This is a genomic window from Massilia sp. DWR3-1-1 (assembly GCF_049898325.1).
Lineage (GTDB): Bacteria > Pseudomonadota > Gammaproteobacteria > Burkholderiales > Burkholderiaceae_D > JAFCUW01.
Genome location: NZ_JAFCXL010000022.1, coordinates 41109 through 55480, shown reverse-complemented (window position 1 = coordinate 55480; position 14372 = coordinate 41109). Strand labels below are relative to the sequence as shown.

General features: G+C 57.2%; 10 protein-coding genes, 1 tRNA gene and 2 pseudogenes. 9 read left to right on the top strand and 4 right to left on the bottom strand.

Annotated elements, in window-relative coordinates; all coding sequences use genetic code 11:
* Positions 1-3: 3 nt before the first annotated feature.
* A complete protein-coding gene (locus tag ACP7EY_RS20040) occupies positions 4-816 on the bottom strand; it encodes a DUF2145 domain-containing protein (RefSeq protein ID WP_426196738.1) in 813 nt (270 codons plus the stop codon).
* An 8-nt stretch (positions 817-824) separates the two neighbouring features.
* Positions 825-1277, bottom strand: coding sequence for a hypothetical protein (locus ACP7EY_RS20035; protein ID WP_426196736.1), 453 nt, complete (start codon positions 1275-1277; stop codon positions 825-827).
* 222 nt (positions 1278-1499) lie between these two features.
* Here ACP7EY_RS20035 and ACP7EY_RS20030 point away from each other — a divergent pair.
* From ACP7EY_RS20030 to ACP7EY_RS20000, 7 genes and pseudogenes are all read left to right on the top strand, one after another.
* Positions 1500-2939 (top strand): annotated as a pseudogene (locus ACP7EY_RS20030) (MFS transporter); the annotation flags it as partial.
* Positions 2940-3074: 135 nt separating this feature from the next.
* A complete protein-coding gene (locus tag ACP7EY_RS20025) occupies positions 3075-4349 on the top strand; it encodes a tyrosine-type recombinase/integrase (protein ID WP_426196734.1) in 1275 nt (424 codons plus the stop codon).
* Entirely contained in the window at positions 4346-5899 is a 1554-nt protein-coding gene (locus ACP7EY_RS20020) for a site-specific integrase (RefSeq protein ID WP_426196733.1), read from the top strand. The genes ACP7EY_RS20025 and ACP7EY_RS20020 overlap by 4 nt, the downstream gene beginning before the upstream one ends.
* Positions 5892-8003: an integrase gene (locus ACP7EY_RS20015; RefSeq protein WP_426196732.1), complete on the top strand. Its 2112-nt coding sequence runs from the start codon at positions 5892-5894 to the stop codon at positions 8001-8003. Before ACP7EY_RS20020 ends, ACP7EY_RS20015 begins: the two co-directional genes overlap by 8 nt.
* Entirely contained in the window at positions 8000-8464 is a 465-nt protein-coding gene (locus ACP7EY_RS20010) for a hypothetical protein (protein ID WP_426196730.1), read from the top strand. The genes ACP7EY_RS20015 and ACP7EY_RS20010 overlap by 4 nt, the downstream gene beginning before the upstream one ends.
* On the top strand, positions 8457-8894 hold the full coding sequence (locus ACP7EY_RS20005; protein ID WP_426196729.1) for a VPA1267 family protein: 438 nt from the start codon (positions 8457-8459) through the stop codon (positions 8892-8894). Before ACP7EY_RS20010 ends, ACP7EY_RS20005 begins: the two co-directional genes overlap by 8 nt.
* A complete protein-coding gene (locus ACP7EY_RS20000) occupies positions 8891-11131 on the top strand; it encodes an ATP-dependent DNA helicase (RefSeq protein WP_426196727.1) in 2241 nt (746 codons plus the stop codon). The genes ACP7EY_RS20005 and ACP7EY_RS20000 overlap by 4 nt, the downstream gene beginning before the upstream one ends.
* A gap of 242 nt (positions 11132-11373) precedes the next feature.
* Here ACP7EY_RS20000 and ACP7EY_RS19995 read toward each other — a convergent pair whose 3' ends face one another.
* Both ACP7EY_RS19995 and ACP7EY_RS19990 read right to left on the bottom strand, forming a co-directional pair.
* Positions 11374-11574, bottom strand: a complete 201-nt coding sequence (locus ACP7EY_RS19995) for a hypothetical protein (RefSeq protein WP_426196725.1) — start codon at positions 11572-11574, stop codon at positions 11374-11376.
* Between the two features lie 37 nt (positions 11575-11611).
* Positions 11612-12529, bottom strand: coding sequence for a hypothetical protein (locus ACP7EY_RS19990; RefSeq protein ID WP_426196723.1), 918 nt, complete (start codon positions 12527-12529; stop codon positions 11612-11614).
* Between the two features lie 747 nt (positions 12530-13276).
* Here ACP7EY_RS19990 and ACP7EY_RS19985 point away from each other — a divergent pair.
* Together ACP7EY_RS19985 and ACP7EY_RS19980 are read left to right on the top strand one after the other, a co-directional pair.
* Positions 13277-13774: pseudogene (locus ACP7EY_RS19985) on the top strand (1-acyl-sn-glycerol-3-phosphate acyltransferase); the annotation flags it as partial.
* 89 nt (positions 13775-13863) lie between these two features.
* Positions 13864-13940, top strand: a tRNA-Pro gene (locus ACP7EY_RS19980).
* The last annotated feature ends 432 nt before the right edge of the window (positions 13941-14372 follow it).

Here is a 14372-nt window from a genome sequence, read left to right as displayed (position 1 = left end):
GTCCTAGAGCGACAGGTCGATCACGCGCGCGCCCGCATCGTGCGCCTGCACGAAGCGCAGCACCGAGTCGACGGTGACGGTGTCGATGTGGCCGGCCATGCGGCGCTCGAACGGGTGGTCGTCGAAGCTGACGTTGGCGCGGGCCACGCGCGCGCCCAGTCGCGTCATGGCGTCGATCTCCACCGTGATGGGCTGGTAGCCGGCGTGGCGCAGCCAGGCCTGGGCCTGCGCGCGCGTGCCGGGCGAGGCATCGGCGGCGGCCACGGCCCAGGTCTCGAGCAGCCACTGGTTGGAATTCTGATAGCGGGTGGAAAATGCATACGACAGCATGTTGTAGCTTCTCTCGTGCAGCGTGCGCGGGGTGGCCGAGGCGAGCATGGCGGCCAGGCGCGCCTGCATGGCCGGCGAGGGCACGACGATGCGCGTGTCGTAGGCGTGCATGTCGTCGAGAAAAAAGGTGCCCAGGCCTTGCTCGAACAGCGCCGAGGCGGCGGTGGCGCACTGGTTCAGTTCATGCACGACCAGCCAGCGCCCGTGCGGATGGTCGCGCCAGGCGTAGCCCATGTGCGAGTAGCGCAGGTGGTATTTCGACAGGTCGGCGCCGGCCCGGGCGATCAGCACCACTTCGGCGCCCGACTGGTCGAGCGCGGCGACGGTGCGCTCGGCCAGCGTCATGGCCTTGCCGAAGGCGGCGGCGTCGGGCGCGCGGGCGGTGCAGGCGCTGCCGGCGCGGGCGGCGGGGGCCAGCAGCAGCGTGAGCAGCAGCGCCGCGCCCAGGCGTGCCAGCCATGGCGGCAGGGGAGGGAGGGTGCGCATGGTCAGGCTCAAGCCGGCCCCGCCAGGGGGGCGTCGTGCAGCAGGGCGCGTCCCAGCGCATTGGGGATGAAGGCGATCACCTGGCCGCTGGCGATGAGCAGGTAGCCGCTGGCACGGGCCACCACTTCGACCGAGGCGCCGGCCACCAGCGCGGCGTTGCGCGCGCCCTGGCCGGACAGGCGCACGCTGGCGCCGATGCCGTCGGCGGCGCCAGTGAGCACGACGACGCTGGCGTCGCCGGCCACTTCGACGCTGGCCAGCACCAGCCCACCGACGCCGGCCAGGGTCATCAAGCTGCCGGTGACGACGGTGGCCGAACCGTTGGCGACCCAGGCGGAGGCGTTCGACAGGTGGGTGCTGCCCTGCGGGCCCGCCGGCGCCCCGCTTGCGCAGGCGCTACTGGCCAGCAAGGCCGCGGCCAGCAGCGCCGCCGGCACCAGTGTCAGGTTCAGCTTCATCATCGTCAACTTTCGTGAGGGAAGGGCGGCCGCGCCGTGGAGGCGGCACCGAATACACAGCATGATTGGCGCTTGGGGCGGGCGCGGCAAGCGCCGCGTGTCGAGTAGCACGGGACGATGCCGGGCGGCCTGTTTGATGCCACGCAGTGATTTACGGAAACATCGTTTGTCGCCCCGGGCAATGTGCTGTATTTTACGAGTCTGTTCACCCCCAAGCCGTCCGCCATGAGCCAGCCCAGCCCCGCCAGTTCCGCCAGCCAGTCATCCGGGCCGGCACACGCCAGCCAGTTTGCCCTGCTGGCCCAGAAGCGCTTCGCGCCGTTTTTCTGGACCCAGTTTTTCGGCGCCTTCAACGACAATCTGTTCAAGACAGCGCTGCTGGTGATGCTCACCTTCGACGCCCTGAGCTGGACGTCGATCCCCGCCGCCACGCTCAACATCGTCATCCCCGCGCTGTTCATCCTGCCCTACGTGGTGTTTTCCGCCACCGCCGGCCAGATCGCGGACAAGTATGAAAAGTCGCGCCTGGCGCGCTTCGTCAAGTGGCTTGAAATCGCCATCATGCTCGTCGCCGGGGTGGGCTGGATGAGTCACACCCTGTGGCTGCTGGTGCTGGCGGTGGTCGGCATGGGCGTCCATTCGACGCTGTTCGGCCCCGTCAAATATGCCTACCTGCCGCAAAACCTCAAGCCCGATGAACTCGTCGGCGGCAACGGCGTCATCGAGATGGGCACCTTCGTCGGCATCCTGCTGGGCGAGATCGGCGGCGCCATGCTGGTGTCGCACAAGCCGTTCGGCATCGAACTGGTGGCCGGCGCGACGCTCGGCGTGGCCGTCATCGGCCTGCTGGCCAGCTATCGCATTCCCCTGTCGCCGGCGCCGGCGCCGGACCTGGTGATCAGCAAAAATCCCCTGGCCGAGTCGCTGCGCAACCTGGCGTTTTCGCGCGCCAACCGCACGGTGTTCCTGTCGATCCTGGGCAATTCGTGGTTCTGGTTTTACGGCGCGCTGATGCTGTCGCAATTTCCCGTCTACGCCAAGGATTACCTGCATGGCGACCATGGCGTGTTCGTGCTGCTGCTGACGGTGTTTTCGCTGGGGATCGGCACCGGTTCGCTGCTGTGCGAGCGCCTGTCGGGGCGCAAGGTGGAGATCGGCCTGGTGCCGTTTGGCGCCATCGGCCTGTCGGTATTCGGCATCGACCTGTATTTTGCCAGCCTGGGCTACCACAACACGCTCGCCGTCGATGTGCACGGCTTGCTGCAGCAGGGCGGCGTGTATCGCATCCTGGCCGACATCGTCCTGATCGGCGTGTTCGGCGGCCTGTTCATCGTGCCCCTGTTCGCCCTGATCCAGACCCGCTGCGATCCGGCCCACGTCTCGCGCACCATCGCCGGCATGAACATCATGAATGCGCTGTTCATGGTGGCGTCGGCGCTGCTGGCGATGGTGCTGCTCACGCTGGGCGCGACGATACCGCAGATGTTCCTCGTCACGGCCCTGCTCAATGCGCTGGTGGCGCTGTACATTTTCTCGCTGGTGCCGGAATTCCTGATGCGCTTCCTGGCCTGGCTGCTCATCCACACCATCCACCGGGTCGAGGTGGTGGGCGCCGAGCGCATCCCGGCGGAGGGCGCCGCGGTCCTCGTGTGCAACCACGTCAGCTTATGGAGACGAATCTTTTGTCGTAAACGAAAAGCCGGTAACTAATTGATTTTGCAAGAAAATTTTCTTCTTTACATTTTTTTAATGGTTGAGCTAAAATAACTGTTACCGGAGACATTCGAAAAAGGTAAACAGTTGAACCGCTATTTCATCAGAATGTTGGTCCGCGAAAGCGGTGAGCGCCTCCCGGTGCTGTGTACACGCGAAAGTGGGATGCCGCTGTTCTACCCGACTTGCTTTGCGCTGTCCCATCTGCGAAATTCTGGACAAGCAAGCGCCACGCTTGAGCAGGCGCTGCGTTCGGTCATGGCGTTGCAGCTGATACTAGACCGCAGCAGAATCGACCTTTTTAGCCGCCTGAATGAGGGGCGGATACTTGAACAATGGGAAGTCGAAGAGGCAATGCGCCAAGCGTCATCGCCACTTCGAGAACTTGCAGCAGTCGCTATATCGCCCGTCGACCTCAACGCAACATACGTCATCTACCTCCCAGGCCCTGGTGAAGGGGCAAAGCCTCTCGGTAATTCCTTGCACCGTCGTTCTCTTTCCGTGCGACTGGTCTATATCCGCAGTTATCTCAACTGGATTGCGGAGCTATGGATAGGTCGGATGCGACGAGCGGGGAGCCCAGAGCTAGGGCGACAACTGGAGGCAGCCCAAAAGCGGGTAAGTGCGCAACTCGGCACCCGTATTCCTCGCAGCCGAAGTCGGACCACACTGAAGCAACGTGAGGGGTTGTCCACGAAAGACAAAGTTCGCCTCTTAGAGGTGGTTCGGCCAGAATCTCCTGACAATCCTTGGACGAGTCATCATGGGCGTGCTCGTAACCGATTGGTTGTTGAACTTCTTCTCAAGCTGGGCTGCAGGCGAGGGGAGTTGCTCGGGTTGCGAACAGCGGATGTTAACTTTGCTACCGGAGTCATTCGAATCGTCCGTAAGGCTGACGACAAGAACGACCCAAGGCCTTATGAGCCAAATACCAAAACCAGCGACCGTGAGGTCATGCTCGGAAATGAGTTGACGTCGCTTCTGAAATCCTACGTGCAAGTGGACCGCCGCAGTCTCAAGGGAGCACGTAAGCATGGCTTCATCTTCGTTGCAAACGGCTCCGGCGCCCCTCTGTCGCTTAGCGGGTTGGCCAAGGTGTTTGCCGCACTGAGAAATGAATGCCCTGACTTGCCTTCGGAGCTAAGTCCGCACGTTCTTCGGCATACTTGGAATGACGACTTCTCGGAGCATTGCGACCGGGAGAACATATCGAACGAAGAGGAGGCACAGTTGCGTAACTATGCGATGGGGTGGGCGCCGGATTCACTGACCAGCCAGGTCTATCTGCGCCGGCACACGCGCGAACAGTCAAAGAAGGTGTCGCTGAAGATGCAGGGCGACTTGATACGGAATGCGACATGAAAACTATTCACAGCGTGCAAAGCACTTGGAGCTTGCCTTCGAAGGTAGCCACCAGAAGTGGTGCGAGTTTCGACCCCAGGCATGCTGAATGGTCATACACCGATGAGAACAATGATGTACGCATCAGGTTTGACCTACTGCCTCCGCTATCTCAATCGTTCTTGCTTTCGGTAAAGCTTGTGTTGATTCGATTTGCTGAGGAACGGGCGCCCTCGACGCTGCACACCACTTTCGGCAAGGTCAACCAGTTCCTGGCCTGTCTCCATCAATGGAATGGCGGACCGGTGAGCACTATCACCGAAATTGACCTTATCAATTTTAAGGGGACGAAGCGCGAAGGGCTGCGCGTTTCGGGTGAAGTGTTGCTCGGACAGTTAGGTGGTGTTTTTCACTGGTGGCGGGAGATGGGACTTCCGGGATTCACCGAAGAAGCGGGCATGTTCCTAGATTCCGTTACGCTGAAAAGCAACGAAACCGGTGAGCGCGTCCGTATCCGCTGTCCGATACATGGTCCGTTTACCGATATTGAACAGCAAAATGTCATTTATGCGATGGACAATTTGTTTGCTGCCGGTGAAGTGTCGGAGTCGATGTACATGGCAACTTGGCTTATCAATGCGCTTGGGGTCCGCCCAAAGCAGCTTGCTGCGATGAAAGTCTGCGACCTCCGCGCGAAAAAGGATGAGGACGGTGAGGTGGCTTATCAGATAGACGTTCCGAGGGCAAAGCAGCCCGATTCGTTGGCCAGGGACGCATTCACCGTGCGCGAGGTCATTCGTGAACTTGGAATCCCGTTGTTAGCATATGCTCACGGCGTTCGAAATTCTCACGTGGGCCGCTTGGCTGACCCGTCGCAGGCGCCACTGTTTCCGGCAACCGCCGGCATGGCCGATAACAAGACGGGCACGTTCCGTTTTCATGCTAGCCCTCCCCAGTTCCACTATTGGTTAAAAGTTACCTGGAAGAAAGTTAAGGTGATATCAGAGAGAACCGGGGACGCTTTAAGGGTCCATGCGCACCGATTCCGTTACACGTTCGGTACACGAATGGCTCAAGAGAACTGCACCCTGGAGCAGATAGCCGCGGGGCTTGACCACACTAACGTCAACAGCGCCGCGGTCTACATCGCATCCACCCCCGAAATTGCGATTCGGCTCGACGAAAAATTGGCATCGACAGTCGCGCCATTGGCTCATGCATTTTTATTCAAAAGAATCATTAAAGATGGGACAGAGGCTACTCGGCGTGAGGACCTATCAAGCAGAATTATTGACATGCGCACTGACCGCCGGAAGCCGGTGGGCTCATGCGGAACGGAAAGCGGCTGCGGTCTCTTGAAGCCGCTGGCCTGCTACAGCTGCTCGAGTTTCGAGCCCTGGTTGGACGGCCCTCACCGGCAGCTGGCCGAACGTCTCATGGCTGAACGGGAGCGATTTCTGGAGGGCGGAGCTCGCATTGCCTCGATAAACGACCAGACCATCCTATCCGTGCTCTATGTGGCCCGGGTCTGCGGCGAAGAGAGTAAACGGCGAGGAATGCTGCATGGCTGATATCGTACTTTTTACTCCAAAGCCTGAGCTCGACGCGAAGCGTAACCTTGAAGCATTTATCAGGGTTGCTAGTACGCAGCTCAAGACAATCCAGGTAGACCTGAATTTCGAGGAAAACATTTGGTCATACCAGGGAACCAACCGCAACCACAAGATTCGCTTCGGGACGACTGCAAGCACTAAGAAAGGTATGAAGGACCACCAAATGGTTCCGCTAACGGAACCCTTTCTAGGATTTTCCAAAGCGTATATCCGGTACCAACAAGGAATGGCGCCCGTTGAGACTCCCGAAACGCACAGGCTACTTGTGCTACGGGTTCTCCACGATGCCCTAATCGAATGTGTCGGGACTGCGGATATAACCGCTCTGACGCCCATTGTGCTTGACGCTACTTCCGTGCGTCTGAAGCAAACATACGCGTTGAGTTCGTTGGCGAGCTACGGCCACGCGCTGAAGCAAATTGCTGACTTCGTGCAGAAAAATCTCCTCGCGTTCACCCCCTTCGCCTGGAAAGCGCCGTTTAAGAACGAGAATAACGGCACACGAGTTGGGGAAGACTTCTATAAGCACCGCGACAAAAAACTTCCCTCCCCAACGGCCTTGGCTTCGCTCGCGCAAATCTTTTGCGATGCAAGTGAGCCGGAGGACATTATGTTCTCAAGCATTGGAGCGTTGCTTTGCTGCGGTCCCGCACGTATTAGCGAGGTCATGGCGCTGGAGACTAACCCCGAGCATGAAGAGCAGGCCTCGGACGGCTCTATGAAGTTCGGGCTGCGTTGGCGCCCCGCCAAGGGCGGAGCATCCCAAGTTAAGTGGATTCCCGAGCCGATGCATGAAGTGGCCAGAGAGGCGTTGCGCCGAATTCGCTCACTAACGCATCGAGGGCGCGAACTCGCATTGTGGTATGAACACAATCCGGGTCGCATGTACCTCCCAAAATCTTTGGAGCATCTACGTTTGCGGCCATTACTTTCTCGTTCGGAGCTTACGCAAGTTCTCTATGGTGAGGACGTAGATGTGAATGATGCCACTCGACGGAATGGCGCAAACCAGTGGTTTGATGGAGGAAGCGAAGAAACCCCAATACCTTCGTCGGGCGCAGAAATTGGAAAAATCGTTGCTTATCCCTATGCCACGGTAGAGCGGAAGGTCCTTGCGATGCTTCCGGCCACATTCCCTTTTATCGACAAGAAACGTGGTATCAAATTTAGCGATGCTTTATTTGTAACGGAGCGCGGTGGGGTGCAGTCGGACTACTGCAAATACGTTTGTATGATTGCCTCAGTGAACCGGGCCGCAGTGATTTCGAGATTTGGCGCGACACCGAGCAGTTCCATCTTCGAGCGACACGGCTTCAGGGAAGATGATGGCTCCTCGATTCAGCTGAAAACGCACCAGCCCCGTCACTACCTAAATATGGCCGCTCAAATCAATCACATGAGCCAACTCGATATCGCGTTGTGGTCCGGTAGGCGCTTGGTTGCGCAGAACCGGCAATACGACCATGTTTCTGGACGAGACTTAGCCCTGCGGGCAGAAGAGATTGTCGGTGGCGCAACCTCGGCACAAGTCCCAGCAATTTTGCAGACTCCCCATTTCTTGGTGACTCGCAGCCGCTTCAAGCAGCCGAGCGGTGTCGCCGGCCACACGACCGAGTTTGGGCACTGCGTCCACGACTTCACTATGCTTCCGTGCACGCTCTTCCGCGACTGTCTCAATTGTGACGAACATGTTTGCGTAAAAGGTGACGCGGTGAAGGAAGCGGCGCTCCGGCGCCACTTAGACGAGACACGTGAACTGCTTAAGGAAGCACAGCTTGCTCAGGCCGAAGAAAATTATGGCGCTGACCGCTGGGTTGAGCACCAAGCAAAGACGATGGAACGTCTGGAAGAACTTATCGCCATTCTCGATAATCCCAAAGTACCAGATGGCGCTGTTATTCGCTCGCGAGGCATGCCCGGCGCGTCGCGAATCGAGCAGGCTACGCAGAGGCGAATATTCGCGCTCAAGGAGACCGATAAAGTGCTGAAAATAGTGAGTCGTACGCCTAACGCCCTTCCAAAGCCGTCTACTTCGCCAGACAAAGAGGAGGGTGCCGCATGAAGCACCAGCGCGCGAAAAATCTTACGGACCAAGACGTGAGTACCGTTGTCGAATTGCTGGATGGATGGATTGGAAAGTTGACTTGGCCGGCTCTTTGCACGTCAATCGCACGCCGCCTGCGTCAGAATTACACGCGTCAAGCCCTTCACGCCCACGAGCCAATTCGCCAAGCCTTTGCACGACGGAAGGAGGCCGGCGCCGCATTACGTCGTGATGGAGCATCGGAAACGAATGGGGCCGACGACACGAAGCTTGCTCTGTTGCTTTCCGAAAATGCTGGACTACAGGTACAGCTCGACGCGATGCGCGACAAGTTCGTCGTATGGGCTTACAACGCCTATGCTAAGGGGCTAAGCGAGGCTGAACTTTCGAGGCCGCTACCCGACGTGGATAGAGACCGGACTGACGAACTGAAATCTCTCAGAGCCGCCAAACAAAAAACAAAGGGAAAGAATGGCTAACGGTCAGCAGCTGGCAGCAGAAAATGTGAAGGCATTTCAGGCCTGGATGGCAGCCAAGTCCGATAGTGATTTTCGTGAAATGGTGCATCGCGGCGTCCTGTCCAGGAAGGAGATAGTCAAGGAATGTGGGTTCGCCCTTTCGGCCTTAAGCCAGAATCCGAGTATCAAGTCTGCGCTTCGCGAGCTTGAAACTACCTTGCGCGAACGGGGGGTTCTACCAGCGGCCGTGCGACGGGAGGAAGATGCCTCCGACGCACCTGAGTTACGGGAAAAGGGCCGACTTAAGGCCACACTTGATGCTGACCGACTTCGTCGGCTGGAGCAGGAAAACGCTAGCCTGCGCGTTGAGAACGCCGAATTGAAACAGCAATTGAACCGCTACACGATGTTGCAGGATGCATTGCGCATGACAGGGAGACTGCCGCGTTGAATCAGCAAACTGTGCGGGTCTTAACTGTTCGCAGCCAGAACCCTCGTGGGTTTGGTGGTGCTATTTTCACAGGCAGGGCCATCGACACTGCAGGCAATGCTGTTGATGCGCAAAGCTACCTCGTTGTCCGTGCAAGCGCAGCAGTCCTCGGTGGGGCAACCGTTGAGCCTGGTCAGTGGTGGCGGCTCGCCGGAAAAGTAGATTCGCGCGTGCTAGAGCAAAACGGCTACCGGATAACGGAGCAGCAACTGCAGGCTGAGACAGCTACTATGATGCGGCCTTCGGGGGAACACATTGTGGCATTCATGGCCGAAGGCGCCGCCTTCGAGGGCATCGGTACAGTAAAGGCACGCAAGCTGTGGGAGAAGTTCGGCGAACAGCTCTACGATGTACTGGAGCAGGGTGACTTGGCGGCGCTCACGACCATTCTCACGCCTGAGAGCGCCCGTACTGCTATCACCGCTTGGGCAAGCCACGGTGACGCGAGAACGCTGCAATGGCTCCAGTCTCAAGGTTTCAGCGTAGCGCTTGGACGTAAAGTGCTTGCATTCTTCGGCGCAGAAACACCTACCCAGCTCGAAGCGGACCCATACCGTCTCCTGTCGTTCTGTGCGAACTGGAGGCAAGTCGACGCTCTAGCCCTCAATCATTTCAAGATAGAGGCGGATGACCCGCGGCGGCTGCAGGGAGCCGCAGAGGAGGCCCTTTACCGCGTTTTTGGCGACGGTCATACATGCACCCCCATCCACTCGCTCATTTCGCGCCTGGCGAGCATCCTGGACGGTCCCTGTCGCGAAAAGGCGGGCGAGGCGCTCGCACACGGATTATCGAACGGTAGTTTCGTTCTCGGCACGGATGGATTCGTGCATCCAATCGGAGCCTGGCTAATGGAGGCGAACGTGTCGCGCACACTGGCCGAACGACTTCTCCCCTCCAATAACGTCCCCCTTTTGCACCGTCAGCACGTGGATTCCATCGTTGCCGAGTATGAAGCCTCCGAAGGCATCGCGCTAAACGATGAGCAGCGCCTCGCGATACATATGGCTTCGGCCAACGCGCTGTCACTCATTGTGGGCGGCGCCGGCGTAGGCAAGACTACAGTGTTGAAAGCGCTCTACAAAATCTTCGACGAAGCGGGCACGCGGGTCTTCCAAGTAGCTCTGGCTGGCCGCGCTGCGAAAAGGATGCTCGAAGCGACCGGTCGTCCGGCGTCGACGATAGCTAGCTTCATCCGGAACGTCACCGAAGAGAACTTGGCTGGTCGATGTGTACTCGTCGTTGACGAAGCGTCGATGGTTGACATAATGACGATGAGTCGTCTTTGCGAGATGCTGCCGACGCATGTCAGATTGGTGTTGGCAGGCGACCCCGGCCAACTCATGCCCGTTGGGCCGGGGCTAGTGCTGCACGCCATAGCTGGTGTAGTCGGTATTCCGCAAGTTGAGCTGAAAGTTGTGAAGCGTTATGGCGGTTCCATCGCCTTGGCCGCCCAAGCGGTGCGCAATGGCCTCTGGCCCGTGCTGGGAAATGATGCCAGTGACCCAATTTCGTTCATTCCCTGCGCGCCGGCGGCCATCACCGAAGTCATTGTCGCGCTGTATGAGTCAGACGTGGCGAATACACAGATATTGACGCCACGGCGAAACAACACCGACGGCACCAAAGCCGTGAACGCCCTATGTCAAAGTAGGTTCACCAAAATGAGCCGTCCGCTTCTGGTCTACCTCGACGAGCTCGAGTCATTTGCGGGCACCGGTTTCTACTTGGGGGACCAGTTGCTTTGCACCCGCAATATGTGGGATTGGGGCGTGCAGAACGGTTCACTTGGGCGGCTGGTGGAAATCGAAGATGTTCCTCGACTTCTGACGAATGCGGATGGGTCTGAGATTGGGTATGCGATAGGATGGGTGCTTTGGGATGATGGTGAAAAGCGTCCAATCCTTGAAGCCATGCTGGACGACCTGGAACTTGGCTACGCGGTTACGGTGCATAAGGCGCAAGGCTCGCAGTGGCCTCGGGTTATCGTCGCAATTACGGGCAGCAAAATGCTGGACAGAACACTCATCTATACGGCGATGACTCGTGCTCAAGGCCAGGTTATCATCGTTGGGGACCCAGCGGCCGCCCGCAAGGCCGTGGAAGGCCCTCCGCGGGCGCAAACCCGTAATGCTGGGCTTGGGGCTTTGCTAACGCAGCGCATGTTGGAGCTGGCAACGGATGGTGACGAGACGACTTAACATAGCGGGGTATGGGCCGCAGGGCCCATGTAAGCCACTGAGCATGCTCTCTGTTACCTTCACTCGCGTTCACTGACTTAAAATTCGTTCCGAACGTGTACGCGCCTGCAAGACGATTTTGACGTTTTCGGATTCGACTATTTTAAACAAGTTTTAAATGGACCGGTATCATGCGGTGCATATCCACCTCCTAGTTTGCTCCGTCAAGCCTGCCGCTCGCTGCCATGTCGGATAGGTATAATCTATTCTTTTGTTATTTCAGCAATCCGGCGCGTCAAGTGCGTCCCTATCTCTTTACCCTTTTCACGGCTGAGCTCATGCCCCGTCGGTGTATGTTCAAGTCTAGTGCTCACTCCCTTAAGCAGGGCGTCTGCAACACCTTTCTTAAAGGAGCCGGCGTGTCCATGGGGTAGTTGTTCGGGTAATTCAATCTCGATTTTCATAATATTCTCTTATCTCTTGTAAGATGCGATGAACTCATTAAAAAGCGCCTGGCAAGTTTTCTGAAGAAAATGTCACTACGCTAGACAGCTCCTTATGTTCCTCAATATTACTACGATAGCTTACGCAATCAGCACAATTTGTTTCCAGTAGATTATCATTTGCAAGCGTAATATTTATTTTACCATCGTCCGCTTTTCCAGAAGGAAGCCAGACAATCCACCTATAGGTCTCTTCTTTGTCGCCCACTAATCTGGACGCCTTTGCCATGAGAGCGAGACGCGATGACTTCTTGAACTTGAAGCTGAATTTTCCATCAGCATCCGATTTTGTCAACTGCCCCCCACTTGCTAGCGCTCCATCCATATAGGTGTAAAAGTCAGACGGGTCAGTACCAGCCTTGTATTTTCGGCTCGCTGTTACCAGTTCAGCTCTAACTAATCCTGTATTTTTCCTCATTGGCTCTAGCTGCGCGCTTAATACCCGAGCCCGTTCAATTCTTTCGGGTCGCAGTTCCCTGAGGCAATCTCTCCAAATAGAGGGCGGAACCTTCCCGCATTTCAAAGCTTGGTTAACTTGCTCATTAGATAAAGTGTCAAACTCCGTTAGGTCCTGGATAAACGATTTAGTGTTTCCACCTGTGAGTTGGTCCAGTTCCTGTTGTTTGCTTAAAATTATAGGCACCAGTTCGCGACGAGTTTGATTTAATGCGGCCGCCCTCGACGAAAGTAATGCTTGAACTTCTTTTTCGGTAATAATGGACACGGGCACTAGGGCCAGTTTCACCGCCTCTTGGCCCTTAGTGACTATAAATATCTGTCCGTTAATCTGGACGGTTTGAGAATCGGAAGCGAGCTTCTTTTCTTTTTTCGTGGCGGCTTCGGTACCTAGTGATACAGATATGGAAAGTGATAATAATAATTGTATAAAAGTACGAATTCGTTTTCCTGAAATCACTGTAGTCGTCCTAAAGATATAGTTTGGTAACCGACGACTTAACTTAAGTCATGGTTGAAAATTTCGATGGCGTTCGAATGTGCATTCCGATGGGCCGATGGAATTTTCTATTGTACTCGTAATGATGAAGAGGCAAGAATGCCAAACTTAAAAAAATGACAGGTCTGTCGGTAGTGTGTGGTTGCGGCAACAGTCTGTGCGCGTAGGTTAGGATTTCGCCAAATTACCTTTGGGGTTCGCGCAAGGCTGCATTTCCAAGTAATGTTCACTCTCTGCTGATGTTTCCATGTGCGCTGAACTGCAGGATAGGTACTAATTTTCCTGGTGGATTCCCAAAGCCCAATCAATGGCTAACACAAAACACCTTGTCCTACTCACTGGGGCGGGCGGCGAGCCGGTTCGTCGAGTCGTCCGGAGGACGAATCTCTCAGCGTGGCTGGGGACACTTCAATTTAGCGGCATGTGCGTCGTCGTCTCATTACAGCGCATTGGGCAGAAGTAGCGTTTGATAGGGAGGCGAATAGGCCGTCACTGGTTGCGTATTCATACGGTGCACAGGTAGTTTCGCTGCTAGTTCCCTCGGCGACCGGAGCTGCGCACCGGAGATTGCTTCCATAGTTGCGCAAAGAAGTGTAAACAACCGGGGCAAACTCGGAGACTTGTTTACTAAATCTCAAAGAAGCTACGGCGCGCGGCCGTTTTCACTCACTCACATGCTAGATTGTTTACTGTTTTTTAGACCGATAAGTCAGCTACGTCGACGCGCTGGTGATCGTCGCGGCCAGTCCGCGGCCGATCCGCTTCGTGATGGACCACAATATCTTCAAGATCCCGTTCGCCGGCTGGATTTTCCGCACCGCCAAGGCCATCCCCATCGCCCCCGCCAAGGAAGACCCGTGGCTGATGGAGAAAGCGTACATCGACATCGCCCGTGCCCTGCACGAGGGTGACCTCGTGTGCATTTTCCCCGAAGGCAAACTGACGCGCGACGGCGAGCTCAACGAGTTCCGCGGCGGCATCGCCAAGATCGTCGAGCGCAGCAAGGTGCCGGTGATCCCGATGGCGCTGCGCGGCCTGTGGGGCAGCGTGTTCACGCGCGACAAGGAGAACCTGTTTGGCCGCGTATTTACCCGCGGTCCCCGTTCGCAACTGGCGTTGGCGGTGGGCGCCCCGGTGCGCCCGCTCGAGGCGACACCCGAGTACTTGCAGGCGCAGGTGCGCGACCTGCGCGGCGACTGGAAGTAGGGCGGCGCGAGGCGCCTGCGATTTTCTTGGCCTACTTGCAGCTTTCCCGTGCAAATTTGGCAAACCGTCTGCTATAATTTTGCCTCAGTCGGGGCGTAGCGCAGCCTGGTAGCGTACTTGCATGGGGTGCAAGGGGTCGAGTGTTCGAATCACTCCGTCCCGACCAATAGAATCAAAGACTTAGCGAAAGCCGGAGAAATCCGGCTTTTTCTATTTATGGGTCCGTGCACAAGGTATACACAAAAAATTTGGTGTGGACGGGGTTTGTGCGGGCTCATGCGGGGCGCTTGTGCACGCTCATGGCGGCACCTTAGGCGGCGGTTTTTCCGGTATCCCGACAGTGCGCTACTGACGCCAGGGAGTTGTCAGCCGCCACGCAGACTGGGTCTGTGCCAGAACAGGCTGGGCACCTTCATTCTTGTCAGGCTGCGCAGCAGCACTTGCTCCTGCACCACCCAATCATAAAAATTCGCCGCCTCCTTAGTCCAGCTGTCGCTGCAGCGGCAGATGCCGCGCGATGGTGGCATCGTGTTCCCGTGTCACAGCGGTGACGTCCCCCATTCGACACCAGGCTGACCACAGTCCCGCGGCGCATGCG

What these genes read in the sequence shown, in the direction of transcription:
- ACP7EY_RS19995 (WP_426196725.1), bottom strand. Translation starts at nt 11,574, where the DNA reads ATGAAAATCGAGATTGAATTACCCGAACAACTACCCCATGGACACGCC.
- ACP7EY_RS20040 (WP_426196738.1), bottom strand. Translation starts at nt 816, where the DNA reads ATGCGCACCCTCCCTCCCCTGCCGCCATGGCTGGCACGCCTGGGCGCG.
- ACP7EY_RS20005 (WP_426196729.1), top strand. Translation starts at nt 8,457, where the DNA reads ATGGCTAACGGTCAGCAGCTGGCAGCAGAAAATGTGAAGGCATTTCAG.
- ACP7EY_RS20015 (WP_426196732.1), top strand. Translation starts at nt 5,892, where the DNA reads ATGGCTGATATCGTACTTTTTACTCCAAAGCCTGAGCTCGACGCGAAG.
- ACP7EY_RS20020 (WP_426196733.1), top strand. Translation starts at nt 4,346, where the DNA reads ATGAAAACTATTCACAGCGTGCAAAGCACTTGGAGCTTGCCTTCGAAG.
- ACP7EY_RS20010 (WP_426196730.1), top strand. Translation starts at nt 8,000, where the DNA reads ATGAAGCACCAGCGCGCGAAAAATCTTACGGACCAAGACGTGAGTACC.
- ACP7EY_RS20035 (WP_426196736.1), bottom strand. Translation starts at nt 1,277, where the DNA reads ATGATGAAGCTGAACCTGACACTGGTGCCGGCGGCGCTGCTGGCCGCG.